The 26,613-nt window shown below is 45.0% G+C and carries 25 protein-coding genes; 11 read left to right on the top strand and 14 right to left on the bottom strand.

Going from position 1 to position 26,613, the window contains the following annotated elements; all coding sequences use genetic code 11:
- Positions 1-229 precede the first annotated feature (229 nt).
- Entirely contained in the window at positions 230-724 is a 495-nt protein-coding gene (locus M4S28_RS06340) for a peptidylprolyl isomerase (protein WP_249632527.1), read from the top strand.
- A 122-nt stretch (positions 725-846) separates the two neighbouring features.
- Positions 847-1,275 carry a MarR family winged helix-turn-helix transcriptional regulator gene (locus M4S28_RS06335; protein ID WP_249632526.1) on the top strand — a complete coding sequence of 143 codons (429 nt, stop codon included), beginning with the start codon at positions 847-849 and terminating at the stop codon, positions 1,273-1,275.
- 103 nt (positions 1,276-1,378) lie between these two features.
- On the opposite strand, the gene M4S28_RS06330 is transcribed toward M4S28_RS06335, so the two are convergent.
- The 4 genes from M4S28_RS06330 to M4S28_RS06315 form a co-directional block, all read right to left on the bottom strand.
- Complete coding sequence (locus M4S28_RS06330; RefSeq protein ID WP_076645542.1) at positions 1,379-2,239, bottom strand: DMT family transporter; 861 nt, start codon at positions 2,237-2,239, stop codon at positions 1,379-1,381.
- A 110-nt stretch (positions 2,240-2,349) separates the two neighbouring features.
- Positions 2,350-3,447 (bottom strand): alkene reductase, encoded by a 1,098-nt coding sequence (locus M4S28_RS06325; RefSeq protein WP_065681181.1) that lies wholly within the window; start codon positions 3,445-3,447, stop codon positions 2,350-2,352.
- Positions 3,448-3,461: 14 nt separating this feature from the next.
- The gene (gene gloA, locus M4S28_RS06320) at positions 3,462-3,839 is read right to left on the bottom strand and encodes a lactoylglutathione lyase (protein ID WP_004736293.1); all 378 of its coding nucleotides are present in this window, start codon (positions 3,837-3,839) and stop codon (positions 3,462-3,464) included.
- Between the two features lie 216 nt (positions 3,840-4,055).
- Positions 4,056-4,991, bottom strand: a complete 936-nt coding sequence (locus tag M4S28_RS06315) for a LysR family transcriptional regulator (protein WP_249632525.1) — start codon at positions 4,989-4,991, stop codon at positions 4,056-4,058.
- Positions 4,992-5,125: 134 nt separating this feature from the next.
- Between M4S28_RS06315 and M4S28_RS06310 the strand changes: the two genes are divergently transcribed.
- The 5 genes from M4S28_RS06310 (at position 5,126) to M4S28_RS06290 (ending at position 11,952) form a co-directional block, all read left to right on the top strand.
- Positions 5,126-6,361 carry an OmpP1/FadL family transporter gene (locus tag M4S28_RS06310; protein WP_249632524.1) on the top strand — a complete coding sequence of 412 codons (1,236 nt, stop codon included), beginning with the start codon at positions 5,126-5,128 and terminating at the stop codon, positions 6,359-6,361.
- A 996-nt stretch (positions 6,362-7,357) separates the two neighbouring features.
- Positions 7,358-7,999, top strand: coding sequence for a magnesium transporter (locus M4S28_RS06305; protein WP_102494554.1), 642 nt, complete (start codon positions 7,358-7,360; stop codon positions 7,997-7,999).
- A complete protein-coding gene (locus tag M4S28_RS06300) occupies positions 7,999-8,988 on the top strand; it encodes an efflux RND transporter periplasmic adaptor subunit (RefSeq protein WP_004736298.1) in 990 nt (329 codons plus the stop codon). The genes M4S28_RS06305 and M4S28_RS06300 overlap by 1 nt, the downstream gene beginning before the upstream one ends.
- Before the next feature lie 323 nt (positions 8,989-9,311).
- On the top strand, positions 9,312-11,288 hold the full coding sequence (locus M4S28_RS06295; RefSeq protein WP_249632523.1) for an alkyl sulfatase dimerization domain-containing protein: 1,977 nt from the start codon (positions 9,312-9,314) through the stop codon (positions 11,286-11,288).
- Between the two features lie 175 nt (positions 11,289-11,463).
- Complete coding sequence (locus M4S28_RS06290) at positions 11,464-11,952, top strand: hypothetical protein (protein ID WP_249632522.1); 489 nt, start codon at positions 11,464-11,466, stop codon at positions 11,950-11,952.
- Between the two features lie 140 nt (positions 11,953-12,092).
- On the opposite strand, the gene cyoE is transcribed toward M4S28_RS06290, so the two are convergent.
- From cyoE to M4S28_RS06255, 7 genes are all read right to left on the bottom strand, one after another.
- Positions 12,093-12,965: a heme o synthase gene (gene cyoE, locus M4S28_RS06285; protein ID WP_249632521.1), complete on the bottom strand. Its 873-nt coding sequence runs from the start codon at positions 12,963-12,965 to the stop codon at positions 12,093-12,095.
- A gap of 8 nt (positions 12,966-12,973) precedes the next feature.
- On the bottom strand, positions 12,974-13,285 hold the full coding sequence (cyoD, locus tag M4S28_RS06280) for a cytochrome o ubiquinol oxidase subunit IV (RefSeq protein ID WP_004736302.1): 312 nt from the start codon (positions 13,283-13,285) through the stop codon (positions 12,974-12,976).
- Positions 13,285-13,920 carry a cytochrome o ubiquinol oxidase subunit III gene (gene cyoC, locus M4S28_RS06275; protein ID WP_080967339.1) on the bottom strand — a complete coding sequence of 212 codons (636 nt, stop codon included), beginning with the start codon at positions 13,918-13,920 and terminating at the stop codon, positions 13,285-13,287. The genes cyoD and cyoC overlap by 1 nt, the downstream gene beginning before the upstream one ends.
- Positions 13,892-15,967 (bottom strand): cytochrome o ubiquinol oxidase subunit I, encoded by a 2,076-nt coding sequence (gene cyoB / locus M4S28_RS06270; protein ID WP_017095211.1) that lies wholly within the window; start codon positions 15,965-15,967, stop codon positions 13,892-13,894. The genes cyoC and cyoB overlap by 29 nt, the downstream gene beginning before the upstream one ends.
- A 5-nt stretch (positions 15,968-15,972) precedes the next feature.
- Entirely contained in the window at positions 15,973-16,869 is an 897-nt protein-coding gene (gene cyoA, locus M4S28_RS06265; RefSeq protein WP_081324494.1) for a ubiquinol oxidase subunit II, read from the bottom strand.
- 754 nt (positions 16,870-17,623) lie between these two features.
- Positions 17,624-20,722 (bottom strand): efflux RND transporter permease subunit, encoded by a 3,099-nt coding sequence (locus tag M4S28_RS06260; RefSeq protein WP_249632520.1) that lies wholly within the window; start codon positions 20,720-20,722, stop codon positions 17,624-17,626.
- 8 nt (positions 20,723-20,730) lie between these two features.
- Positions 20,731-21,846, bottom strand: a complete 1,116-nt coding sequence (locus M4S28_RS06255; RefSeq protein ID WP_249632519.1) for an efflux RND transporter periplasmic adaptor subunit — start codon at positions 21,844-21,846, stop codon at positions 20,731-20,733.
- Between the two features lie 218 nt (positions 21,847-22,064).
- Here M4S28_RS06255 and M4S28_RS06250 point away from each other — a divergent pair, with 218 nt between their 5' ends.
- Complete coding sequence (locus tag M4S28_RS06250) at positions 22,065-22,679, top strand: TetR/AcrR family transcriptional regulator (protein WP_004736309.1); 615 nt, start codon at positions 22,065-22,067, stop codon at positions 22,677-22,679.
- 22 nt (positions 22,680-22,701) lie between these two features.
- Here M4S28_RS06250 and M4S28_RS06245 read toward each other — a convergent pair whose 3' ends face one another.
- The gene (locus tag M4S28_RS06245) at positions 22,702-23,613 is read right to left on the bottom strand and encodes a LysR family transcriptional regulator (protein ID WP_102488167.1); all 912 of its coding nucleotides are present in this window, start codon (positions 23,611-23,613) and stop codon (positions 22,702-22,704) included.
- Positions 23,614-23,769: 156 nt separating this feature from the next.
- Here M4S28_RS06245 and M4S28_RS06240 point away from each other — a divergent pair, with 156 nt between their 5' ends.
- Both M4S28_RS06240 and M4S28_RS06235 read left to right on the top strand, forming a co-directional pair.
- The gene (locus M4S28_RS06240; protein WP_249632518.1) at positions 23,770-24,075 is read left to right on the top strand and encodes a monooxygenase; all 306 of its coding nucleotides are present in this window, start codon (positions 23,770-23,772) and stop codon (positions 24,073-24,075) included.
- A 102-nt stretch (positions 24,076-24,177) separates the two neighbouring features.
- Entirely contained in the window at positions 24,178-24,552 is a 375-nt protein-coding gene (locus tag M4S28_RS06235; RefSeq protein ID WP_249632517.1) for a hypothetical protein, read from the top strand.
- Positions 24,553-24,680: 128 nt separating this feature from the next.
- Here M4S28_RS06235 and M4S28_RS06230 read toward each other — a convergent pair whose 3' ends face one another.
- Positions 24,681-25,211 carry a lipocalin family protein gene (locus M4S28_RS06230; protein WP_249632516.1) on the bottom strand — a complete coding sequence of 177 codons (531 nt, stop codon included), beginning with the start codon at positions 25,209-25,211 and terminating at the stop codon, positions 24,681-24,683.
- 150 nt (positions 25,212-25,361) lie between these two features.
- Positions 25,362-26,222 carry a helix-turn-helix transcriptional regulator gene (locus tag M4S28_RS06225; RefSeq protein WP_249632515.1) on the bottom strand — a complete coding sequence of 287 codons (861 nt, stop codon included), beginning with the start codon at positions 26,220-26,222 and terminating at the stop codon, positions 25,362-25,364.
- A 154-nt stretch (positions 26,223-26,376) separates the two neighbouring features.
- Between M4S28_RS06225 and M4S28_RS06220 the strand changes: the two genes are divergently transcribed.
- On the top strand, positions 26,377-26,553 hold the full coding sequence (locus M4S28_RS06220) for a hypothetical protein (RefSeq protein ID WP_249632514.1): 177 nt from the start codon (positions 26,377-26,379) through the stop codon (positions 26,551-26,553).
- Positions 26,554-26,613: the final 60 nt, after the last annotated feature.

Here is a 26,613-nt window from a genome sequence, read left to right as displayed (position 1 = left end):
TCAAAGCCAGTGATTTCATCGCTGGCTTTTTTATTGATACTCACTCATAACTCACCACACTCTGTGAATAAACTCAAAAACCAGTAAACCTAAGGTCATAGTTAATAGTTAATAGTTAATAAACAATAGTTAACTGGCATCCTCCAAGATTTTTCATATACTGCACTCAATTAAGCTATCCACTGTGTTGTAGCATTCAAAATAATAGCACTCAAATATTAGGACCTTTATGATCATTCTGACCACTAACTTTGGCGACATTGAAATTGAACTGAACCTTGAAAAAGCGCCAGTAACGTCGAAAAACTTCCTTAAATACTGCCAAGATGGCTTCTACGAAGGCACGACATTTCACCGTGTTATTGAAGGTTTCATGATTCAAGGTGGTGGACACACTATCGACATGACAGAAAAACCAACTCGCGCGCCCATCGTCAACGAAGCAAACCGTGGCTTAAAGAACGTGATTGGCTCTCTCGCAATGGCTCGTACTGACGCACCACACTCTGCAACGGCTCAGTTTTTTATCAACCTTGACGACAATGATTTCCTTGATCATACAGCAACCAGCAACTCAGGTTGGGGCTACGCGGTGTTTGGCAAGGTATCGGCAGGTATGGATGTGGTCAACAAAATTGCACTTGCACCAACCACCATTCGCTGGGGACATGAAGATGTACCTTGCGAAGATATTGTGATTACTAAAGTCACTGTTCGCAACTAATTAAGAAATGGCAGTCAATTCGCTTTTTTATCAAATAACAAAGCAATGTTGGTGCTAATTGCATTGGTATTAGTTACGATGACAATTGTTGTAAGAACACAGTAAAAATTAGGTAGCGACGGATGCCAGAAGAGTTTGATAGACAAAAAAGTTTTGGTTGGATGATCAATGTGATCGCCAATAAAGCGACCAAAGATTTCGACACGGAATTGAAAGAACATGGCTTAACCATTGCACTATGGCCAACCATGATGTGTCTTTGGGAAGAAGAAGGTGTGACTCAGCGTGATATTGCTGCGAAATCCAAAGTCGAGAATTCAACAACGACACGCACATTAGACAAGTTAGAAAAGCTTGAACTGGTCGAACGCAGAGCCGATCCAAACAGTCGCCGTTCTTTCCGAATTTACTTAACGGAAAAAGGTAAAGCACTTGAAGAACAACTCATTCCTATCCCAGTTCGTGTAAACAAAGCGTTGATGAGCGAGTTAGACGCTGAAGAGCAACAACAAATGATCACGTTACTTAAAAAAATGGTCGCGGCAATCTGATCTTACCGCGTTCACTGCTTACCAATCTCACTGCTTAGCAAAGCTTGTTACACTCTGAACGTGTATTAAAAAACAACCAACACTCGGCCTTACGCCGAGTGTTTTATTTTCGTCTCGACCATTTGATATAGCAAAACAATGAAGCAATGATCACCGCCCCACCAAGTAACTTTTGCATCTCTACACTTTCACCCAACACACTCACACTTAACAGCAGCGTCCACACAGGCTCAAGAATCATGATCAATGCCGCCACTTCCATGTTCACGGAGTGCTGACCGACCGTTTGCAACAAGTAACGAATAGACGTTGCGATCACCGCAGAAACGATAAACCAGAAGACTAAGGTTTTGGTGATTTCGAACTCCGGCTGAGCTGTCATAGAAGCAAAGGCTAAACCACTCACACCCACCACAAACAGCTGCACACAGATTGATGCGATAGGTTTGATATTGGTAATCACACGCTTGTTCATCACAAAGTGAACAGACAACAACATCGATGCTAGCAAGAAGTAAATCTGACTCTGCTCAACATGCCAGCCATTGCCCAAAGTCAGCAACAGCATGCCAATAATCGCGATAGGGAAAGACATCCAAAACGCACGATTAGGTTTAACTCGAAACAAAATCCAAGACACAAAGGGGGCAATGATCATGGCTAAGCTCATGATGAATGCCCCTTCCGACAAGCTTTCTGTCACCGATACTGCAAACACCCATACCTGCAATGAGGCAGACAGCAGCAAACCCACTCCGCAAAGAGAAAGAACCTGCTTAAGCGAAAGCTTACGAATGTGATGAATACAAAACGGCAGAAGAATCAAACTCGCGACGAGGAATCGCACACCAATGAACACTGGCCCCGGCATTTCTAATACCACCAGCTTAGATGCAATCCATCCAATCCCAGCTAACAGGGTAGCAAATAGGAGGTAAAGCTCACCGCGCATCGCTTTCATCATTTTACTTGGTCCAATAACAAAAAAAGCAACCCGACTCTGCAAGGTTGCTTTTTATAAACATTCAACAGGATCAAGATACTATCTCAATACTCTGCTTCAGGCAGCTGTTTTTAGCCTGCGTATTCTGGGTAATCAATTAAACCTTTTTCAGCACCGCCGAACAATGTGTTTGGATCGTGCGCCGCAAGTGGGTAACCATTTTGAATACGAGCTGGTAAATCTGGGTTAGCAACGAATGGACGACCAAAACCAACCATGTCAGTTACGCCTTCAGCAACCGCTTTTTCGCCACGCTCGCTATCGTATTTACCCGCATAAATCAGGACACCTTGATAAGCATTACGTACTGCTGATTTAAAGGTTTTTGGTGTTTCAGGTGCATCGTCCCAATCGACTTCTGCAATGTGCAGGTAAACAATTTTGTATAGGTTAAGTAATGCTGCCGCCGCTGTGTAAGTCTCTACTGGCGTAGCATCAACGGTACCATTCAACGATGTGAACGGAGCAAGACGCACACCAACACGGTCAGCACCAATCGCTTCAACCATAGCCTCAACCACTTCACCTAGGAAACGTAAACGGTTTTCGATTGAGCCACCGTATTCGTCAGTGCGATTGTTTGCTTCAGAATCGATGAATTGGTTGATTAAGTAACCATTCGCGGCGTGAAGTTCGATACCATCAAAGCCTGCTTCAATCGCGTTCAAAGCCGCTTGGCGATACTGTTCAACCACTGCTTTGATGTCTTCTTTCGTCATCTCACGAGGTTCAACCACATCCACAAAACCCGGTTCATCAGTGCCGTTATCGATGAATACTTTTACGTTTTCTGCTTTAAGTGCAGAAGACGAAATTGGTTGTTCACCACCAATGTTGTCTGGGTGTGTGACACGGCCTACATGCCAAAGTTGAGCGAAGATAACACCCTCTTTTTCATGTACAGCATCGGTGACTTTTTTCCAACCAGCAATCTGCTCATCAGAATAGATACCCGGAGTCCAAGCGTAACCTTGGCCCATAGGTGAAATTTGTGTGCCTTCCGCAATAATCAAACCTGCAGAAGCGCGTTGAGCGTAGTAAGCCGCCATCATGTCGTTTGCTGAATTACCAGGTTGCGTTGCGCGAGAACGCGTCATCGGTGGCATAACAATACGGTTTTTAAGCTCGATATTACCAAGTTGAATTGGTTGAAATAGTGCATTTGTCATTGTTATATCCTCGATTAACCTAGTTGAATCAGTTCGATTTGGTAGCCGTCTGGGTCAGTAATGAAAGCAATGTGTGTTGAACCGCCTTTCACTGGACCTGCTTCGCGAGTGACGTTGCCACCTAGCGATTTGATCTTGTCGCATGCTGCGTAAATATCGTCTACACCCAATGCCAGATGACCAAACGCGCTGCCCATCTCGTACTCGTTAGTATCCCAGTTGTACGTTAGCTCGATAGTCGTGCCGCCTTGTTCGTAGCCAACAAAAACCAATGTGTAGCGGTAGTCTTTGTTTTCATGGCGTTCAAGTTCCTTCATTCCCAATACCTTGGTGTAGAACTCGATAGACTTGTCTAAATCAGTAACTCGGATCATTGTGTGTAGGAATTTCATATTTCGCCCTTATTAGCACCACAAGCATGGCGCCATTATTATTTTGAGTGGAGGTTATCCACTAATCTCTGAGTGAAATAATACGATTCAGCGAGGAATTAAGGAAATTATCAAAAATTCTCAATGTGATAATTTTTTGTTATGACATTTATGACTAACACGAACTCAATGACACAAAAAAGGGAAGCCAATGCTTCCCTAGAATTAAACTCTCAATTAAAACCGCAAACGCCTATCTTTAAGCGTTTTAGACATCGCATCAGACGTATTAATCACTTGCTCTCGAAACCATTTATGAGCGGGGTCGCTGTTCTGCTTCTTCAACCAAATCAGGTAGTGAGACATCGGCTGATATTCAAAAGGCGGCTTGAACAGCTGCAAACTTAACTTTTCTTGGAACTGCACGGCCATTGATAAAGGCACCACTGTAATGTAATCAAATTGGCTACACAGCAAGATATTACTGAATAGTGAACGCCCATGAAATACGATTTTACGTTGGGACAGATCCAAAGATGTGTAGTGATTCAAACTGCGAACTTTGCGTCGTGTTCTGTCTAATACGGCATGCTTTTCACTTAGGAACTGAGCTTCGCTGATTTCACCTTGGATTCGTGGGTGATCAGCTCGACACACGATCACAAACTCGCCTTCATAAAGTGTTTCACTGACGATACTTGGGTGTTCAGGCACCACAATATCGATCATCGCATCGAACTCTTGCGTCAAAAGATCTTCGTAAATGCGCTCATCACTGTCTGGTTGATCAAACACTTCTAACGACAAATTTTGATTGGGAAGCGCCGCGAAACTATTAAGCAGCACCCACTGTAAGTGCTCAGGCGCAGAGATCACAAACTTACGTTCAGAGGATTGCTCATCAAAATTAGCCAACGACTGAAACACGCCATTAAGTTCATTGATCGGCGCTTTAATTTGTTCATACAAGCTTTGCGCATAAGACGTAGGCGCAACACCTCTTCCTTTACGAACAAAAAGCTCTTGGCCAATCTCTTTTTTTAGGCGAGCTAACGCGGTACTGATGGTCGATTGATTGGTACTGAGTTGATCCGCAGCTTTACTTAAACTGCCCTGCTCCATCACCGCAGAAAACACGGCAAGTAGATTGAAGTTGGGGATGTCGTTGCTCATATATCATTACTCGTTAGGCGACCATGAGTACTATGCTATCGTAAAAGCGATAGAATGAAATAAGAATCCCTCATTTAAAGTCCCAAATTGAGACACTAACATCCCGCGTAATTAGTTTCTTAATAGGTTTCCCCATGAAAAAACACTACCTTGCCATCACTATTGCGATGATGACGAGTAACGCGATGCTTTCAAACCCAGCACTGGCTGCGGCTCACCTTCTTCCTGAACTTGGTTCTCTCAACGCAAGTACCGCAGGCGCAGGATCGGCAGCGTTAGCTGAAAGTGCGTTAACCGCATGGACTAACCCTGCAGCTATGTCTCAGCTAGAAAACCCTGAACTCACCGTCAATCTGGCAGGCCTCTACACAGACATCAACTATTCAGACACAGACCCAACAGAGCGTTTTGACAGTAACATTGATGCTGGTGGTTGGGCTCCGGTAGGAAGCTTCTACTTTGTCACCCCTATCAACGACAAATTTCACGCTGGCTTTGCTTTGGCTTCTCAAGGTGGTTCAGGGATCGATTATGGTGATAACTTTTCTGGGCAGCGTTTATTAAAGAATGTTGAATTCATGACTGTTCAACTAATGCCTTCGATATCTTACAAAGTGAATGAGCAGCTTTCGTTGGGTGCCTCAGTCAATGCGGAATACCTCACTGCAAACGGCGAGTTGAATCCTTTTATCGGCACTGGCGACATTGGTTCTGAACACTTATTCGAAGCAGACGCGGATGATTTCACGGTTGGCTACTCTCTTAGTGCCTTTTACCAACCGAACGAACAACACCGTTTTGGCTTTATCTACCGCTCTGAACTTGCTCATTACGGTGAAGGGGATCTTCAACATTCGGCTAGCGACACCAAGCGTGATGTTGGGCTCGACTTTGTCATGCCTCAACACATCCAAATTAGCGGCGTGCACGCCGTCAATGACCAATGGGACATGCTGTGGAGTGTGACTTGGTATGACCTATCAACTTGGACTGACCTCACGCTAGACATCAATGATAATTCAGTAAAAGTTGTCGACCGTAACTTTGACGATGTGTGGAACCTAGCCATAGGTACTCATTACCAAATCACCCCAACCTTGCGACTAGAAACAGGCATCAGCTACGAGACTTCGCCTCAAGATGACGCAACTCATCAATATATGGATCTTCCTGTAGGCGAAACCAAACGTATTGGCGCCGGTGCCACCTATGCGCTCAATAAGAACTGGGAACTGCGCGCTTACTACGATTACATTGATCTGGACGAGCCTGAGCTTAATTACTCGAAGGGGCAAGTTATCAATGTTCAAGGCGCTTATGATAACAGCGCGCACTTCTTTGGTATGCAAGCGAACTACCGCTTCCTGTAAAGCGGCAGTCTCGACTTTTCGTCGATTATCTATGAGTAACGCACAGTGCCTGATTCATGGCCTCACTCGTGCACAACATCAAGGCCTAGCTATCCGCTAGGTCTTTCTCTATCTGTTCTTCAACTGCAATGTTTTATCCCCAATCAACATCGCATTTGATTGGGTTAGATTACATATTCAATAGAACATAAACAATACGATATTGTCTCGTTTATCATGACACTGTGTTCAGCGACATTGAGATATACATTTGAGGAATTAAAGCTACAATATTTCGAATCCAGCGCTCTACCGTAAACAGAAACCTATTTTTCCAGTGTTCAAAAATCTATTATCAGTTATCTGTCATCCATCATTCGTTTCTATTACTCCTTTTATTGTAAGAAGCGTGTAAAAAGATTAATTCCACCAAATTGCTTATTGATGCTTTTATTATTCATTTCATTGATCCAAACCAAGTTAATGAACAATGTTTTCTATCTGTATATGAGCCTTTTCAAATAAATCGACCTACCGATTTAGAGTTATAACTACTAATCGTAATTACGATATTATCAAATCGTAATTCTGGGTAGATACTGCTCAAAACTCTTCCTATTATCCTGCTAACAAATCAATTCTTAGCCCAAACAGAATGCTGACAAATGTTTTACAACACTATGTCAATTGCCATGGAAGATCCCCTCGACAGACGAGGTTTACACGTAAAGAAGACAGTAGCTAAAAGAACGAGCCTAATATTTCGTTCAACAGTGCATCGTCATTCAACCTGCGTTTCAGGCTAACAATAAGAATTGATTTGTAGAGGAGCATATTCGCTTCTTGATACCGAGAATCGGTTGTCTGGACTGAGCAATATCACTTTAAATATCATCTGTTACTTTTGTTTATTATGAGCACCAATCTACCCACATAATAGACATCTACTTTTTAAGATGTCATTAAAGGTGACTTCTAGGCTGCAAATTCTCTCTACTTATTGATGTAGGTTGAGATATGAACTTTATAAAAATCGTTTTCCAGAAGATCTGGGCCGTTGCTATGGTCTTGATTAAATTCTGCCTGTTTATGGCGGTGATGTTTGCTGGTGCATGGGCTCTTGCACCGTTAGGCACTATCCATTCTAAAGACATCGACATGTCTCAATTCAACAATCATCCCAATGAAATGATGATGAACTTCTTCCAGATGGAGTACTTCTCTGGTTACTTGTTCTCAGTGACCATTGCTGTGGTATTAGCCGGTGTTTACGGCATGTGGCAATTGCATGAACTGGGAGTGCATAAAGCAAAAGAGCACAAAAGCGCTCACGTACAAATCGTGTTTGCACTGTCACTTTGCGGGCTCTTCATCAGCAAAACATTCTGGGTTATCGCTTTGGTTATCGCATTGGCGAACTGGAAGCATATTGGTCAATCACTGAGTGATGTGATTCGCCGTGGTGTACAGCCTAAACAAGACGCGACCAATACAGAGACAGCCGCTGTCCACGTATCACCTGAACAATCGGTAACAGAGCCGTCTCAAACAAATCAATCTCAAACACAACAGTCTCCAGTAGAGCAATCTTCAGAAGAACAGGCTTCAGAAGAAAAAACTCCAACAAAACCATCCCCTACAGAAAAAGAGGTCGCATAATGAAAGAGATGATGATTCCATACATCCTAATTGTATGGTCACTGTTTGCGACAGGCGCACTTAAGAAGAACTTCAAAAACTATACCTGGGCTGCCATTGGCGGTGTAACGATTCTTGCGGTATTAGCGGTAATCTCTCGCTTATGGGCACCGGTTGATTTAACGAACTCGACCACAGTGAAAGCACCACACGCGGTTATGTCACCTATCTTCGGCCAGCAGATCGACAAAGTGCTTGTTGATCACAACCAAATGGTTAAAGAAGGCGACATAATCTACACGCTCGTCGACATCGATTCTGCCGCAGACAAAGCAAAGATCGAATCTTCAATTGTTCAGAAAGAAGAAGAAATCAAGCAAATGACTCGCGACTTAGAGCGTGCTGAAACGTCACCTGAAATCTTCAATATGCGTGACGTAGAAAAGTACGACTCCGATCTTCGAGTGCTGCATGCTGAACTTGTGTCGTTAAAAGCCGATCTACAAAAAGTGAACTGGGCGCAAGAGAAGAAAACCATTAGAGCGGAATTTGACGGTCAGGTATCGATAGTGAATATTGCTGAAGGTTCTGTCATGGGTAACATGCACCTCTACAACACCAGCAAAAAGTTCCTTGAGATGCGCATTTCAGACCAAACTTATGGCTATGTTCAAGTAGGAGACTTCGCTGAGTTCTTCGTTGATGCCTACCCGGGGCACGTGTTCCGAGCAAAAGTACACAGCTTTAATGCCGGTACCGGTGAGTCGAGTATTTCTCCACTTCAGGGGCCACAAAGTGTCGGTCAACACGTAGTAAGAAACGGTAATGCTTTAGGTCGTACTATCGTACTTGAGATCATCGAACCAGAAGGTTACAACATCCCTATTGGTTCAACTGGCGCGGCTTGGATCTCGGCTGAGAAGCCGCATCCGTTCTGGGGCTTCATCGATGTAATCGGCGCAGCAACGGTTCGCCTACAATCTTACAAGTCTTACTTAGGTGCTTGGTAAGTACTCAGGTGCTTGGTAAGTACTCAGGTTCTCGGTAAGTACTCAGGTTCTCGGTAAGTACTCAGGTTCTCGGTAAACACTTATATAACAGCCATTAGTTCCAAATTAAATGCCCTGAATTTCAGGGCATTTTTGTATCTGTCACAAGCCCCACTTATTAATTGATTTAGATCAAAATAAATCGTCAATACAATCATTGGTTAAATAAATCATCGAAAAAACGATATATCGATATCCTATTAGCGCGTAGATAGCGACCTCTCCCATCTCTATTATTTGACTCAAGAAATCCAATTCCTGTATCCAAATATAAGGTCACTACCATGACTAATACATTCAAAAAAATGGCACTTCCTGTTGCTGTTGCGAGCGCTCTATTTGCTTCTGGTTTTGCATCTGCAACTCCAACTGTAGAAGCGACATCGAAAGTAGGCCAAGAACTTCAGACAGCAAATGCTGCGCAATACCAAAACATTGACCTTGATGCTCGCTACAAGAGCGAGGTTCTATTCGAACACAAGTCAAACCTATTCTGGGGCAAAGGCGAGCGCATCCAAGTTGTATCGAAAACGGGCGACTCTCTGGCTTACACAGAAGAATCTGATCACGTTCATCCAATCCTCACCAAGCACGGTCGTAAAATGGACCAAGCAATCATCAAAGTGGATGACAATATTTATCTTGGTTACGGCTTCGGTCTAGACACTCCTGTCATGATCGAAGGTACGGACGGCATCATCATTGTTGATCCAGGCGAGTCGGTAGAAATGGCTCAATCGGTTAAAGAACAGTTCCGTCAAATCACAGACAAGCCGGTTAAAGCCATCATCTATTCTCACAACCACATCGACCACATCTCTGGTGTGCGTGCATGGGTGACTGATGAAGAAGTAGCATCAGGCGAAGTAAAAATCATCGCTGAAGAAGGCCTAACCGCAGCAGTGGCTAACTGGTCTTCAAACCTAGGTACTCTATTTGGTCACCGTACTTCTTACACAGGTGCTAAGCACGTAGAAGAAGGTGAGCACGGCACAGTAAACGACGGCCTTGGTCCACGTTTCATGCAAGGTGCTATCTCGTTCATTGAACCAAACCTGCTTGTACCAAGCCAAAGCCACATCGAAATCGAAATTGCTGGCGTTAAGATGCACATCGAGAACGTGCCATCTGAAACTAAAGATGAGTTAGTGGTTTACTTCCCAGAGCAAAAAATCCTGCACGCGGCTGAAGTACTTCAAGGTGAGAACTTCCCTAACCTTCACACCATCCGTGGTACTAAATTCCGTGACCCATCAATGTGGTTCAAGGGCATCGACGTAATGCGTAAGTTCGACACTGAGATCATGATTAACTCTCACGGTCGTCCTGTTGAAGGTAAAGAAGCGGTATCTGACGTATTAACGGCCTACCGTGATGCGATTCAATACACGCATGACCAAACAATCCGTTACATGAACAAAGGTATGACGCCAGACGAGCTAGTTGAAGTGGTTAAACTTCCTAAGCACCTTGCAGAACACCCTTGGTTAGGTGAGCACTACGGCACTGTTGCACACGCCGTTCGCCAGATTTACGTAGGTTACAACGGTTTCTTCGAAGCGGATCCATGGCAGCTAGAGCCAATGGCTTACGAGCAACGCGCTAAAGCATTCGTAGAGATCATGGGCGGTCGTGACAACATCATCGACACAGCAAAAGCGGCGATGAAAGCAGAGAACTACACCTTTGCAGCAGAGATTCTTTCTTACCCAATCACGGTAAACAAAGATGACATGGAAGCACGCTTACTGAAAGCACAAGCTTACAAAGCATGGTCTGCCGATCAAGTGAACATCAACTGGCGCAACTGGGCATTGAATGCTGCAGCTGAACTAGAAGGTACTCGTGATTTCTCTAACATGATCAGCTTTGCTTCTGTAGACGTACTAACGGCCCTACCAAGTAAGCAAATCTTCGATATGATGACGTCGACGCTAATCGCAGAAAACACGCTAGATGTGAACACTGCGCTAACGTACAACTTCTCTGATACGAATGAATCATTCACTATCGAAGTTCGTAACGGTATTGCACAGCTTCATGAAACAGCACTAGAAGGCGCAGATGTTCAAATCAACACTTCTCGTCAAATATTGAACCAAATCTTGATGGCAGGTCCAAATGCTCAACAAGTGATTGGTACCAACATGCAGTCTGGCGCGTTTAAGTTCTCGAATGGCGACATTCAAGCCTTTGGCCTATTCATGAGCTACTTCGATAAATCAATGTCTCCTGAAGAGATCATGCTTATCGTTCGTTAACTGATGCACGTTAGTTAACGGCTCGCTAGGATAGCAAGCGGATAAACATAGGGACCCTCGTGGTCCCTTTTGCTTATTGCTTATTGCTTATTGTGTATTTTTTAATCTCATCCGCTCACATCAACTTTAATGATGACGTGATGGGAAATTTACTCGTTCAATTTAAGGTTTCTAGATGCTAAAACGTTTCGCTCTGCTACTTTCACTCAGTTCATCTCTGGTTTTTGCCTGCGGCCTACATCAGGATACTGGGCTTAGCTTGATCACCGAACCGGGCTCACTCGAAGTATTTGGCAACATCATTAATGCACGACAAGATGACGAATTTGGCAATTTAAATAAGCCTGACCATTTCCGCCTTTTTGCAATCCAAGCAGCACTTGGCAAAGAGCATCCAAACAAGATTGAGTTCAACCTATTTGAAGCGATTAAAGGCCACTACAGCGAAATCAACTTTGCTAAAGGTGTCAAAGTTTCAGGAAGAGATACATTGCCAACCGAGGAAGATTTACTTCTGATCACAGAGTTAGATGTGTTCGATGCGCTGGCAAACGGCACAATTTCTTGGGATCAAGCAAACTTACAACGTTTAGTCGTCATCAACGGACCGCAAGATAAACGCGAGCAATTAGAAGCTTGGTTCAATGATATTTTTGAGGGGTAATAGTGAAAACCTAAGTAATTCAAGGCTGAATAGTTAAAGGGGGAGCAGCAAAGAAAAATAAGACAGACGACAAAAACAAACAATAAAAAGTCGTCAAACCCTCGGACTTCAAACATTGAGGGTTCAACGACAAACTTAAATCAAAAAATTGCAGGCAATGGAATCAACTCCAGCCCTAGCACACCACTGATGCTCATCACCACTAACAAGGACACCTTAAACACTGTCTTTGACCACTGAATGTAGTTGAGGCAATCGACCTTACGGAATGTCACTTTAGTCCACATAAAGCAAACTGCCGCCGACACCGCTAGGTATTCATAACCCGCTTCTCCGAGTAAGAACAACGCCAGTGCAACAGCGCCAAACGCCACCACATACGCTTTCATGTGCTGATGTGCTTTGTCGACGCCTTCTTTCACCGGTAACACGGGAATACCCGCATCGCGATAGTCTTGAATACGAAACATCGCGATCGCATACGAATGTGGCATTTGCCATAAACAGAACATCGCAAACAACAAAACCGCTTCCAGACTGATGTAATTCGTCACCGCCAAGTAGCCCACTAACGGCGGAACCGCGCCAGAAATACTGCCGACTAAAGTGCCGTAAACCGATGTACGCTTGTACCACATGGTGTAGAAAAAGACGTAAAACACATAGCCAAGCAACACCATGACCGCAGAGATCGGATTAGCGAACTGAAACAGCAGCGCTGTGCCTGCTAGCAGTAAAACCAAAGCATAGACGAACGCGACATCTGTATTGATGTTGCCCTGAACCAATTCTCGGTTTTGTGTGCGCTTCATCTTCTGGTCGATGTCTCGGTCAAAGATGTTGTTCACAACGCAACCTGATGCAATCACAAGCCCTACACCCGCTAATGTCGTCAGTAACAACATCGCACTGGCTGGTTCTGTTTTTGCGGCGAGGAAGAACCCCGCCGCAACAGAAATCAGGTTACCGAAAATGATGCCCGGTTTGGTGATAGACAGATATCTTTTCAGCATACCTTAGCCTACAACTTCATGTTGACGTTCATGTTGTAGATAATCCATACCGAGCCAGCGATAAGAATCAATACAACAATGGCGGTAAACATCAGTGACACCAAGTTCCAACGCCCATCGGAAGATTTCGCTTCCATATGTAGGAAGTACTTGAAGTGCACAAAGATTTGCACCAACGCGCAGCCGAACAAGATCACGTAAGTCTCTGTGCTTGGTAACACATGCGCCCACACGATGTAGAACGGAATAATGGTCAGAATCAGTGACGCAATAAAGCCTTTCACATAATCCGTTGCACCACTGTCTAGATGCTGTTCCATTACATCACCCCCATTAAGTACACGATGGTAAATACACAAATCCAAACGATATCAAGGAAGTGCCAGAACAAGCTCAAGCACTGGAAGCGCATCGACATGTTGTCGTTCAAGCCTTTGGTTGAAAGTTGGTGGTACGCCACCGCCATCCAAATCAGGCCAAACGTTACGTGCAAACCGTGTGTGCCAACCAAGGTAAAGAACGCAGAAAGGAATGCACTTTCTTGAGGGCCATAACCTTCTGCAATCAAATGATGGAACTCATACACTTCCATACAGATAAAGGCTAAGCCCAATACGAAAGTCACTTTGATCCAGCGCTTCAGTCCGGTCACGTCTTTGCGCTTCATCGCAATCATGCCAAAACCGAATGTGATACTACTGAACAGCAGCATCATGGTTTCGACAAACACGAACGGCAGTTCAAAGATGTCTTTACCTGTCGGCCCTGCAATTGATCCACTCTCAAGCACGGCATAAGTCGCGAAAAGCGTGGCAAACAGGACACAGTCACTCATCAAGTAAACCCAGAAGCCAAACAACTTGTTGCCCGCAGCTTCGTGGTGATGATCATGCGAATGTGCAAGATCATAAGTGTGTGACGGAGTATTAGCTTGCATACGTCGTCTCCAAGTCATCTTTATTGTCGTTATTACCACTGTCAGCGCTGTTACCACGACCAGAATGATCGCCTTTCACTGACTGTTTTTTCGCTTCTGCAAGCTGCGCACGTCGAGCCGCTTCAATCGCTTTGATCTCTTCAACTTCTACGTAGTAGTCCACATCGTCGTTGTAGCTGTGTTGAATACACGTCACCACGATGCCCACTAAGCTTGCAGCCGCTAGCCACCAGATGTACCAGATCATTGCGAAGCCAAATGCCAACGCCCATGCAGACACATAAATGCCTGTTGGTGTGTTCTTCGGCATGTGAATACGTTCGTATTCTTCTTCCTGAGTTGGATCAAACTCGCCACTTTGCTTTTGATACCAGAACGAATCGATCTCATCGCCCTTAGGCAGTTTTGCAAAGTTATAGAACGGCGGTGGTGAAGACGTTGCCCATTCAAAGGTACGTCCGCCCCACGGGTCACCGGTTAGATCTCGGTTTTGGTCTCGGTCACGAACACTCACGTAAATCTGAACGAACTGACACACCACACCCATCGCAATCACGCCCGTACCTGCAGCCGCAACCGCCAGTAGTGGGAAGAACTCAGGGTTAATGTCTTGGCTCAAACGACGCGTCATGCCCATAAAACCAAGAGCGTAAAGCGGCAAGAACGCCATCAAGAAACCGATGATCCAGCAGTAGAATGCGCGTTTTCCCCAAAGCTCGTTCAGAGTGAATCCGGTCGCTTTCGGGAACCAGTAACCAATTGCAGCAAAACAGCCGAAGACCACGCCACCGATGATTACGTTGTGGAAGTGCGCAATCAGGAATACCGAGTTATGCAGAATGAAATCCGCACCCGGAACCGCCATCAATACGCCCGTCATACCACCAACGGTGAAGGTGATTAGGAAGCCCACTGTCCACATCATTGGCGTGGTGAAGCGGATACGACCTTTGTACATGGTGAATAACCAGTTGAAGATCTTAACCCCGGTTGGGATAGAGATAATCATGGTCGCGATGCCGAAGAAGGCATTCACATTGGCGCCAGACCCCATGGTGAAGAAGTGATGCAGCCAAACCACAAACGCTAAAATAGTGATAGCCACCGTCGCCCATACCAGCGAGGTATAACCAAACAGTTTTTTACGAGAGAAGGTTGCAGTTACTTCAGAGAACACACCGAAGATAGGCAAAATTAGGATGTACACCTCAGGGTGTCCCCATGCCCAAATCAAGTTCACATACATCATCACGTTGCCACCAAGGTCATTGGTGAAGAAGTGCGTGCCGATGTATCTATCCAAAGTCAGTAACGCGATGGTGACCGTTAGGATTGGGAAAGAGATGATGATCAGGATGTTGGCACACAGAGATGCCCAAGTGAACACTGGCATCTTCATCATTGGCATAGATGGAGTACGCATGCGCAAAATAGTCGCGAAGAAGTTCACACCCGTTAACGTGGTACCCACACCGGATATTTGCAGTGCCCATATCCAATAATCGACCCCGACTCCCGGGCTCGCCTCAATGCCAGACAACGGCGGATACGCCAACCAACCCGTACGGCCAAACTCACCCAAGCCAAGCGACATGTTGGTTAGGATAATACCCACCACAAATAGCCAGAAGCTCAAGTTATTCAGATAAGGGAATGCAACATCACGAGCGCCAATTTGCAGCGGCACGATGATGTTCATCAAGCCGATAACCAGAGGCATCGCGACAAAGAAAATCATGATCACGCCGTGAGCCGTGAAGATTTGGTCGTAGTGATGTGGCGGTAAATAGCCAGTCTCACCAGCTGCAGAAAGCAATTGCTGACTGCGCATCATGACCGCATCGGCGAAGCCACGAACTAACATCACCATCGCGACCGCAATGTACATGAAGCCTAGTTTTTTGTGGTCTACAGACGTAAACCATTCATTCCATAGGTATTGCCACTTACCGGCTTTTGTTACCGCATACACCACTAAACTACCCACTAAAGCGATCATGGTTAAGGTGATCAAAATAATGGGTTCGTGGTAGGGAATTGAGTCTAGAGTTAATCTTCCAAACATGACGATTATCCTTGGGTTTCCGGCAAACAGTTCATTGAACCAGGGTGCTGGGTCACGACATCAGTGAATAAAAATGGTGGGATACTAGAAAACAGAGTCACAGGTTCAGCCACACTTGGCGCGGCCAATGAACGGAACTGCTCCCAATCTTCAATACGATCAGGACTTGCTTTCACTTTCTCCACCCAGTTTAAAAACGCCACTTGATCAGGCATGGCTGATGCGGTGAATTTCATTTGAGAGAACCCTTTACCACTGTAGTTCGATGCAAAACCCTTGAAGTCACCTTCGTGGTTCGCGATCAAATTCAGCTTAGTCACCATTCCTGGCATCGCGTAGATCTGCGAACCAAGACGCGGGATAAAGAACGCGTTCATGATGTTGTCTGAAGTTAGCTTAAACGTCACCGGTACATCTTTCGGGAACGCAACATAGTTAACCGTCGCAATGTTTTGCTCCGGATAGATGAACAGCCACTTCCAGTCCAGAGAGACCACTTCGATCACCATAGGCTTAACGTCACTCACCAGAGGCTTTGATGGCTCTAATTCGTGTGTTGTTCGCCAAGTGATGGTGGCTAGAATCGCGATGATGATGATTGGAATCGTCCATACCACCACTTCGATCTTGGTTGAGTGCGCCCAGTCAGGTGCATACTCTTCTGTGGTATTACTTTCGCGGTATCTATAGGCAAAGTAGATGGTCATCAGAATCACGGGGATGACGACGATCAGCATCAGCAACAGAGCCGTAATAATCAGCTCCTTTTCCTGAACGCCAACGCTACCTTTTGGGTCGAGCAATGCGGAGTTACATCCTTCGAGCATCAGGACGGTTCCCACCAAACCAATCCTCGACAGATTTGCTCTCGATAAAATGCGTTTATATCTTGAAGCTTCCATTAACTTTCTCGATGGTTATCCAGCCTCAGAACGAACGCCCGAGTACTGGTTGTCATGGTCATTAGAATATTTATGTGTTGAGCATGTGAAACGCCGCATCTCAAAAAGCAATGCAATAAGGCTCGTTACTACTGGGTTAAAACCACACAGAAAACATGACTTAATTGTTACACTTTGAAATACATTGTTACATTTGGCGCATTATGAAGAGTTGAAATTGAAAGCTCACCAAACAAACTTGGAAACTAACCTTCCATTTATGAAGACGAAAACTAAGAAGCAGTAAGCGATTAAGACACACATCAATTGCGTGCCACACGGATAGAGCCAGTACTGACAAGGGATTTAGAAAAAGTAGATAAACACTCACTCACCACTAAAGCTCAGGGCAAGTTCAAGGTACATTAGAAAGAGCGAATAAATAGAAGTGTGACGCCCGTCAAAATTGTGAATTCACATACCATTTACAAGGTATTCACTGGTTAGATTATTCAAAACCCACACCCATTCACCAAAAAGATAATCAAGCATTCATCGATGCACTAATGTGACGAATTGAAAGAATATAATGACTAACAGAAAGAATATTGTGGCTAACAGAAAGGAGAATTTGACTAATTGAGGGCGTAATAACGGTGAAAAGCACAACAAAAAGGTAGGAATTAGGATGAATTTATCGAGAATAACAACACCATAATCGAGCCAGATACGGCTCGATTATGGGCAATTGAAGAGTAGTTAAATTGAAAAACAGTTATGCCGCTTGAGTAGTCATGGATTTTCGCTGATTTCGAGTCATCAAGTGATAAACCACAGGTACAAAGTAGAACGAGATAAGGGTGGTTAATACTGTACCGCCCACAATAGCGACCGCAAACGGAGGCCAGAAACCACCGCCAGCGATGATCAATGGCATAAAGCCTCCCACGGTTGTAATCGTGGTTGAACTGATATGTCGAGTACACGACATCACGGCTTCAACGACCGCATCAACATTCCCAGAGGAAGCCTCTTTATCGAGTTTCAATTCGGTCAGAATGACAATGGCCGCGTTGATCGCCAAACCTGCAATCCCGAGCATGGCGATGATCACCGTAAAGCCAAACGGATAACCGAAGATCCACACCGACAACAGCCCTAGTCCACCAGCCAATCCTGCTACCATGAAGATGATGCTGCTCATTCGGAACGAGTTGAACGACATCACCACCACCAACACCATCAATACCACCACAACGGCGACATTCGAGATAAGACTGTTGACTGAATTGTCTCGCTCCGCGGATTCACCACCAAAACCAATCGTGTAACCCGATGGCATCTCATAGCTTGCTAAGCGTTTTTGGAATTCATTGAGTACCGTTTGAGGCAAAACACCCGCTTCAATGTAACCCTCAATGGTATTCACACGCTGCCCGTTACGACGAGTAATCGCACCACGACTAGTCGTCAATTCAAGTTCAGCCAGTGTCGATACGTTAATACCTGTCGAGTAGACATCTGAGCTTATCGGCAAACGGATATTGCTTAAATGCGCTAAGTTCTCACGCGCCTCATCTGCTACACGAACACGGATTGGTACCGACTCACTGCCTTCAATCACAGAGCCACTTTCACGACCTGTCAGCGTAGTTTGCAGCATACCTGCGAACTGGTTCAATGAAATACCGTTCAGCTTTGCGGTGTCTTCATCGACCTTCAACCACACCTTCGGAGTACCCGGTTGCAGCGTTTCCCTTGTGTGCGTCACATGAGGAACACCCGCCAAAATCAATCGCACATCCTCACCAATCGCTTTCAACGTATCGAGGTTTTCACCATACACACGCAACTCTACTGGCGCAGTAAATGGAGGCCCTTGGTTAAGCTTTCGTACCAAGATTTGAGCTTCAGGCACCTCTTCATCCAACACCTTTTGCAACTCAGGAATCAGCGCATTGGCTTGGTCAAAGTTCTCTGTTTTCACCATCGCTTGCGAGAAGTAAGGCGCGTTGTTTTGCCTTGCTTGCAGATTGTAATAGAACGATGGGAAGTTCGCGCCCACGAGCCAATCAATGCGTTCCACTTCAGGGTAACGATGAATGATATCGTCGATTTTTTCAGAGGTTTTTTTGGTGGCGTAAATACTCGCTTGCGGCGGCATGTAAACCTGAATCTCAAACATGTCTCGGTCTGATGGCGGAAAGAACTGCTCCGTTAATTGGGACATACTCCAGTAACCCGTAAACGGAACCAACAACACCAAAGCAATAGTGATGATTGGATGCGTTACACCAAAGCGAACAGAAGACGAGAACCAACGTGTTAGTGCAGGAATTCTTAAGCCCGTCATGTACCAATGATGCTGCCCCTTCTTATCAACATCGCTGAGTTGTTTCGGTAATAACTTGGTCGCCAAGCCAGCAATCAAGGTATGTGAAATAATGTAAGAGCCGATCAACGAGAAAGACACCGTAATCGCAATACCGCCAACGAATTCACCCGATGCGCCCGGCATCAAAATGATTGGTGCAAACGCCAAAACGGTAGTCAAAGTGGAACCTAACAACGGCACCCATAAATGCTTCAACGCATTCATGGTCGCTTCTGCTCGTTGTTGCCCTTTCAAACGATACGCCTGAATGGTATCAACCATCACCACCGCGTTATCCACCATGATCCCGAGCGCCACAATTAGGCCTGTCACCGACATTTGGTTAATCGGCACACCGGTCATTTTCATGATCGACAGGGTCAGTAATGAGGTTAACGGCAGAGAAATCGCCACTAAGATCGCGGCACGCACGCCTAAAGTGACAAACAACACAATCAAGATCAGCACGAAACCGATCATCAAACTTTTGCCCAAATCGTCCAAGCGTGTTTCGGTATAGCCTTGCTGATTAAAGAGTACCGTCACCTTAACGTTACTCGGTAACTCTTGCTCAAACTTCCCAATTAGAGCGTTGGCTCGCGACGTCCAGTTATCGACTCGCAGATCAGGGTGCATTCTTGCCGCGACAATCACACCCGGCTCACCATCAATAATGGCAATCTGGTCTTGTGGGGTTTTCTCACCACGTTTCACCGAAGCAATGTCTTCCATACGGATGATGTGACCATTGCTATCAGTGGCTATTGGCACTTGCTTAATGCGTTCAATAGAATCGAGTTCAGATTTAATTTCTAAGCCAAAGCGAGAATAAGCACTGACCAATTCACCGGCGGAGTTCTTGGCGTCTGCCCCTTCGAGCGACTCAGCAATATTGGCACTTGAGCGCCCTAACGCCGCTGCATCGGCAGTACGCAAACTGATTTGAATCTCTTCTTGTGGCATCCCATATTCATCAACGAACTCGGTACCCGACAAAGTTCTTAGTCGCTTAGCGAGTTCTTTGGCATAACGACCCAGCGTTAACCTGTCAGGCTCGCCTGCACCAGACCAGGTTAGAGATGCGATGGTTGTGAAAGCATAGGTATGGTCACTGTCGAGATCGGGAGAATGAGAACCCGCAGGTAAAATGGATTCGATGTCAGATAGTTTGTCACGAGCTTGAGACCAAACCGGCTCAGGCTCGGTGATGGTGTCATTCAATTCTAAGGTGACAATAGACACGCCCGGTCTTGAGGTTGAGCTCACGAGTTTAACTTCACTCAGCTCACGCAGCTTGTTCTCGATAACTTCTGTTACCAAGGTTTCAACACGCTCGGCACTGGCTCCGGGGAAACTGGTAGTAATGTTCGCGTAACGGTTGATGATTACTGGGTCTTCTGCACGTGGCAACGTCATGAACGCAGAAATACCACTCACCATCAGCAGTGCGGTCATTAAGATAAGCAATCGAGTGTTAGAAATAGTCTCTATGATTTTCATGCTATTTCCTATTCAGCAGTAACGCTTGCTGGCTTCACGGTTTGTCCCGGAACTAAACGATGTAAACCACTGGCAATCACTTGTTCACCGTCTTCAATCGCCCCACTCACGTACGCTTGTTGATTGTTGGCAAACAACACCTGAACACTTCGGCGCTCAACTTTGTTGTCTTCACCAATCACAAAGATGTTCCACACACCGCGCAATCCATCAATCAAACCCGTTAATGGCACCCAGTAGCCTTGGTCGTCAATCTGTTCGTCAAATTTCAGATAGGCAAGTTGTCCTTCTAATACCGCTGATTGTTCAGGAAACAGATAACGCAAACCGACACTGCGAGACTGTGTGTCAACCATTGCGCCCGGATTCAACAGGCTCACAGCGAATTCATCTCGCCCGACGCGAATACTTGGTGCGGAAAGTGAAGTAACCTTTTCCATTTGATGGGCAGGAATACCGATAAAGGCTTCTTTCCCTTCAGAGGCAAGCAGTGTAAGAGTTGGATTACCTACATTCACTACATCTCCAAGCGAGACAAAGCGTGTTGCGATGGTCCCTGAATATGGCGCACGAACTGTCGATTTCACCAGCTTCAATTGATTGCCTTTTACCGAGGCATCAATACGCAGCAAGTTCGCCTGCAATACGCGTTGCTCACTGGTTAACGAATCAATCTCAGCTTCGGCACTGAAGCCTTTCGCTTTCAATGAACGTTGACGTTTAAGGTTCGCTGCCACCAAACTCAATTGAGCTTTGACTTCTTCAGCCTGCGCTTTCAGTTGACTAGACTCGGTTTCCAAAAGTTGGGTATCCAGTCTGATCAACGGCTGACCCGTTGTGACTGTGTCACCGACATCCACCAGAATCTCGTTTACTTTTCCGGCCAACTCGAAACCTAAATTGGCCTGTTGACCCGCCTTAACCACACCGACATATTCGCGTTGTACTGCATAAGAAGGAGACAGCGCCAAGGCCATCGTTTCCACCGTTAAAATGGTTTGGACGCTCGATGCCGTTTCAGCGGTTGAATCAACCGACTCTTGGGCTTGTTCCTTTTCGCCACATCCAACAAGAAAAGCCGACAACGCCACTGCCACTGCGCTTCCCTTCATCAATTTATACATACGTACTGTTCCTATGAGGTACTCAATTATGTTCTTTTTTTAGACTAACCAAATCAAACTAGACTGTCTAGTTTGATTATGTTAAAAATAAGTTTCATCGTTAATGATTGATAAAACCATCACAAAAAGCATAATGCTTAGCGTAAAACGAGACACATAGAACTGAGCACCAACAGGCGCTAAGCAACGAGACAAACTAGGTAACGAGAAGCAAGCACGTGACTAAAATCATCAAGAGTGAACAGAAGAGATCGCAGATCTTAACCGCAGCCAGCCAACTTTTCTCTGAACATGGCTTCAAGATCAATATGGATCAGATAGCCAAAGCAGCGAACGTTTCTAAGCAAACGGTCTACTCTCACTTTAAAAACAAAGACGAACTTTTCGAAACCTGCATGCAAACCAAGTGTGCGGAGCGAGAACTCAGTCCTGCAGCCTTTGATATGGATGCTGCGGTGGGTGATGAGTTGGTGAAGTTTGGTGTGAAGTTTCAGGATTTATTACTTGATGAACAATCTAGACAAACCTTTCAAAATGCCATTAGCCAAGCGAATACGCATCCAGAGATCGCCTCTATCTATTTAGAAACTGGGCCTCAGAAAACCACCAAATTACTTGCTGATTATTTGCAGTCGAAAATAGACTCTGGTGATCTCACACTGTCGACATCAAGCTCACCAGTCATTGCAGCACGCCAACTGTTGCTGATGTTTCACGGCAAATCGGCGTATTGGGGATTCTTCGGACACGATAGCGGAGAATCTGAAGAAGAAAGACTTCACTACACTCGCGAATGTGTCGCGCTGTTCTTAAACGGCAATCAGCCTCGCTAGTTTGAGCCCAACTGAATGAGGGTTAGTTAGCAGGAGCAGCTGACTCAAGAAGTAACTCATAGAAACGTTTAGCAGCAGGGCCTGTCTTGGCTCCTTTTGGTAAAGTCAGGTGCAGCGGAACGTGATACCCACTGCCATTTTCGACATTCAACACCATTAGCTTGTCACTTCCTCGACTTTCCACAATGTGCTTTGGTAGTCGACAATACCCAACTCCCTGCTCCACCGCGCCAAAGGCATGGTCGAAATTATCCACCGTAATGCGCTGACTCGACTTCAACCAGCCCACATCCTGTTTGTTGCCTTGGCTTTTAGTGCCTTGATTAGATCGTGTACCTAAATCCCTCACCACAATTTGTGGCAAAGACGACAGTTGATTCAACGACACTGAAACGGCACTTGCTAACGGATGTGAGCTAGCAACTACTGGCTCCATCATCGTAAAACCAAAGGCTTCGGCTGAGTAATTAGTAATAGGCAAGTTGATGATAGCCACATCAGCCAGTTCTTGAGTCACCATTTCGGTTGTTTTAGACAGAGACGTTTCTATCACTTGTATCGATGTGGTGTTGTTCTCCGTCAAAAATGCAGCCATCGGTTGATAAAGACGTTCAAGGCAGCACAAGTGATCAACAGCAACCACAATTTCAGACTCAACACCTTTCGCTAGCTGTTCACTGATCAACTCTAGCTCGCGAGCTTGTTCCAACATACTGCTCGCACGGCGCAACAGTGATTTCCCATCCTCCGACAAGACCGCCCTACGACCTTCAACCTGCACTAAAGTCACGCCTAATTGGTCCTCCAATTTTCTCAGCGCATAGATCAGCGTGGTGTGACTCTTGTTCAATTGTAGTGCCGCAGCCTGAATGCTGCCTGCACGGTCAATTTCGTAAAGCGTTTGCCATTGGTCGAGGGTGGTTTTCAATCTCATTGGTCTAAAATCCTGACAGTTAATAACTATATTATGAACTTTTCTGTCTGTTTTTTACAGGTAATATCTATTTCAACAGGCAATCAAGCCTCCTATGTTTTGCGAAATGACCATGAGTCTCAGCGCAATACCAAGTAACTGTTTGGAGAAATAACCATGAAATTATTACAAGTCGATTTTGAATTTAGCGGCCCATTTGGTGAAGAGATGTCAAACGCACTCGTTGACCTAGCAAAGTCTATTAACAACGAACCGGGCATGACCTGGAAAATCTGGACAGAGAACGAAGCAGAAAAGCTGGGTGGCGGCGTCTACTTATTTGAAGATCAGCTGAGTGCTGAAACCTATCTGGCGATGCACGCTGCTCGCTTAAAAGAGATGGGCGTAGCGGAAGTGCGTGGGGTGATTTTTGACGTCAATCAGCCATTAACTACCATTAATAAAGGCCCAATCAACGGTTAATCAAACTTGTTCATTCGCTGAATGACAACAAAGATATTGAATAGCTAAGTCGCTAAGTCGCTAAGTCGCTAAGTCGCTAAGTAATAAATAGAGAGATACGTAATGAATAACAAAACTTTTCTTAGCCTACACGGCATTATTTACGCAGGGTTTGCCATCGCACTGTTTTTTATCCCAACGGTAATGTGGCCCATGTACGGCGTGGAAATTAATGATAAGTACGCTTACTTTCTCTCTCAACACGCCAGTATCTTTTTGGGTGGTATTGCCGCGATAAGCTGGTTGCTTAGAGACATTGAACCCGGCGTATCAGCTAAAAAGCTCATCCAAGGTTTGGTGGTTACGAATATGCTTGGCGCGATCATCACACTGTATGCAGCGTTTACAGGAATCTTTGTTGGCTTTGGCTGGAGCGACCCTGCATTCTTCATTTCACTATCGGTACTCAGTGTTTTGCAGGTTCGTCGACAACGTTAGTTACTTACTTAACGAGCTAGCAAACACAAAAAACAAAGCCAAACCAAAAAAGGCACCGTTGAATTGCTCATCGGTGCCTTTCTTAATCAAATGTAGCTGTTCTCAAGAGCTAAGCATTAGAACTGTTATCAAGAACTAGGCTTATTGTCATGCTCCACAAAAATCAACTCGTCAGTATTGAAACCGCGCTCTTTTGACATCGCTTTGAATTTCTCCATGACCTCTGGTGCAACCTCAGGTGTTCTTGAAAGCAGCCATAAGTAATCGGTGTCTGGGCCAGAAACAAATGCGTATTGGTAACCCTCTTTATCCAACTCAAATACCACATAAGCGCCGTAGAAAGGACCAAAGAAAGACACTTTCAAATAGCCTTGTTCGCTGCCTTCGACAAAATACGCTTTGCCTTCCGCTTCGTTCCATTCGCCATCTTCGTCCGAATAGCCATGGTTAATCACCTTCACACCGCCATCATCACGCAAGCTGTACTCAGCGCTGATGTTGTCTAAACCACGCTCAAACGAGTGATCCAAACGAGCCACTTCGTACCATTTCCCTAAGTATCTATCCAACTCGAACTGTTGAACGGGCTTAACCGTTTCGGGCATGCCGACACAACCACCCAATAAGATCACGCTAAGCAGCAATAATATTTTTTTCATCCTAACCTCGACTTGTTTTTATTAGTAATGCGAGTAAGTCTCTTGAAAACATAAACTTACATCCTTGGTAATACGTTAAATCCATTTTTATAGTTCACTTAACTGTAATTTATTCAGAATCTTATGTGAATCGTTTAGTCTGCGAATGAATCAATGGCGTTTCATTGCTATTCGATATTGAGTCGGTGTCACCTGTTTATAGGATTTAAACTGACGATTGAAGTTGGCTTGGTTATCGTATCCCACTTTCTCCAAGATCAAACTGACAGGCAATGACGTATTAATCAGCAAGTCGCACGCGACATTCAACCTGATCTTTTTAAGCCGTTGACTGAAGCTCTCTTTATAATGTTTTTGAAACAAGCGCCTAACACTACTCTCACTGATGTAGAGATGCTTGGCTAAGTCATTAACCGAGATGTCGTGATTAAAATTGTTCACCAAGAAAGCTTCAACCTTGTCCAATTTATCGCTGACTTCATCTTCATCATCCGAGTTGAAGACAGGGTTAATCAACTGCACGATCTCTTGATCCTCAAGCAAAAGTGCAAACAAAGAGAACAAGGTAAGCAGTTGTTGATGTGGCGACTGGTTCATCACCTTATTCAACAATTCCGTCGCTTTCTCTGCAGTAGCGAGTGAAAACTGGAGCCCTTTCTTTGATTCTTCTAGCAATACACGTAGCGGTTCGAGCTCTCGACAGCACGCTATCAATTGCTCTATCCAATCTTTGCGAAACCAAACTACGTGCGTTTCACATATTCGCGAATCATCAGTGCTCTCGTCCGAATAGATGGCATGAGGTAAATCTGGCCCAACCAAGATCATATGGTTGTGAAACACATCGCTTTGGTGATGCCCAATAAAGCTATGGCCAGTAAAGTGACGATGAATCGCTATTTCGTACTCTTCATGTCGGTGCCAACCATAGCTTTTACTGTTCTCGACAATTTTCTTATAGCGCCAAGACATGCCAACTCGTTGTGGCACTTTTTCCAAGTAACCTTTCATTACGATACTCAATGACCTTTTAATATTGAAAGTATACGTAACAAAGCACCCAAATCAGCACATTGACTGAAAAGTATTGAACATTGCGCTGACGGTACTCTTCTCTTCGTCTCCGATAAATATACTGCAAGTGAACTTAATCAGGAGAGCAACTATGGACACTTTATTCTTAAAAATTCGCGATATGATTCTTGCCACACGTCAACAATGGATCGGCGAGATCACCTACAACCACAATATTAAAGGTGACTACTCCTGGAAATTCTATGGCTATAACTCTTATGACGAATATAAGAAAGATCTGCGTAAGAGCCTAAGACAAGAGTCGTGATGAAAGGCTTATTCAAACCACAATTTATTGATTAATAGCGGTTTTTATTTGTCATTCATG

The sequence above is a fragment of the Vibrio sp. J383 genome, assembly GCF_023503985.1.
Lineage (GTDB): Bacteria > Pseudomonadota > Gammaproteobacteria > Enterobacterales > Vibrionaceae > Vibrio > Vibrio splendidus.
The sequence above is the reverse complement of the archived record's forward strand: the minus strand, read 5'-3'. Positions and strand labels throughout refer to the sequence as shown.

Bases quoted from the DNA above. Each gene is read 5' to 3' on its own strand.
- M4S28_RS06340 (WP_249632527.1), top strand. From the start codon at position 230: ATGATCATTCTGACCACTAACTTTGGCGACATTGAAATTGAACTGAAC.
- M4S28_RS06335 (WP_249632526.1), top strand. From the start codon at position 847: ATGCCAGAAGAGTTTGATAGACAAAAAAGTTTTGGTTGGATGATCAAT.
- M4S28_RS06330 (WP_076645542.1), bottom strand. From the start codon at position 2,239: ATGATGAAAGCGATGCGCGGTGAGCTTTACCTCCTATTTGCTACCCTG.
- M4S28_RS06325 (WP_065681181.1), bottom strand. From the start codon at position 3,447: ATGACAAATGCACTATTTCAACCAATTCAACTTGGTAATATCGAGCTT.
- gloA (WP_004736293.1), bottom strand. From the start codon at position 3,839: ATGAAATTCCTACACACAATGATCCGAGTTACTGATTTAGACAAGTCT.
- M4S28_RS06315 (WP_249632525.1), bottom strand. From the start codon at position 4,991: ATGAGCAACGACATCCCCAACTTCAATCTACTTGCCGTGTTTTCTGCG.
- M4S28_RS06310 (WP_249632524.1), top strand. From the start codon at position 5,126: ATGAAAAAACACTACCTTGCCATCACTATTGCGATGATGACGAGTAAC.
- M4S28_RS06305 (WP_102494554.1), top strand. From the start codon at position 7,358: ATGAACTTTATAAAAATCGTTTTCCAGAAGATCTGGGCCGTTGCTATG.
- M4S28_RS06300 (WP_004736298.1), top strand. From the start codon at position 7,999: ATGAAAGAGATGATGATTCCATACATCCTAATTGTATGGTCACTGTTT.
- M4S28_RS06295 (WP_249632523.1), top strand. From the start codon at position 9,312: ATGACTAATACATTCAAAAAAATGGCACTTCCTGTTGCTGTTGCGAGC.
- M4S28_RS06290 (WP_249632522.1), top strand. From the start codon at position 11,464: ATGCTAAAACGTTTCGCTCTGCTACTTTCACTCAGTTCATCTCTGGTT.
- cyoE (WP_249632521.1), bottom strand. From the start codon at position 12,965: ATGCTGAAAAGATATCTGTCTATCACCAAACCGGGCATCATTTTCGGT.
- cyoD (WP_004736302.1), bottom strand. From the start codon at position 13,285: ATGGAACAGCATCTAGACAGTGGTGCAACGGATTATGTGAAAGGCTTT.
- cyoC (WP_080967339.1), bottom strand. From the start codon at position 13,920: ATGACTTGGAGACGACGTATGCAAGCTAATACTCCGTCACACACTTAT.
- cyoB (WP_017095211.1), bottom strand. From the start codon at position 15,967: ATGTTTGGAAGATTAACTCTAGACTCAATTCCCTACCACGAACCCATT.
- cyoA (WP_081324494.1), bottom strand. From the start codon at position 16,869: ATGGAAGCTTCAAGATATAAACGCATTTTATCGAGAGCAAATCTGTCG.
- M4S28_RS06260 (WP_249632520.1), bottom strand. From the start codon at position 20,722: ATGAAAATCATAGAGACTATTTCTAACACTCGATTGCTTATCTTAATG.
- M4S28_RS06255 (WP_249632519.1), bottom strand. From the start codon at position 21,846: ATGTATAAATTGATGAAGGGAAGCGCAGTGGCAGTGGCGTTGTCGGCT.
- M4S28_RS06245 (WP_102488167.1), bottom strand. From the start codon at position 23,613: ATGAGATTGAAAACCACCCTCGACCAATGGCAAACGCTTTACGAAATT.
- M4S28_RS06240 (WP_249632518.1), top strand. From the start codon at position 23,770: ATGAAATTATTACAAGTCGATTTTGAATTTAGCGGCCCATTTGGTGAA.
- M4S28_RS06235 (WP_249632517.1), top strand. From the start codon at position 24,178: ATGAATAACAAAACTTTTCTTAGCCTACACGGCATTATTTACGCAGGG.
- M4S28_RS06230 (WP_249632516.1), bottom strand. From the start codon at position 25,211: ATGAAAAAAATATTATTGCTGCTTAGCGTGATCTTATTGGGTGGTTGT.
- M4S28_RS06225 (WP_249632515.1), bottom strand. From the start codon at position 26,222: ATGAAAGGTTACTTGGAAAAAGTGCCACAACGAGTTGGCATGTCTTGG.
- M4S28_RS06220 (WP_249632514.1), top strand. From the start codon at position 26,377: ATGGACACTTTATTCTTAAAAATTCGCGATATGATTCTTGCCACACGT.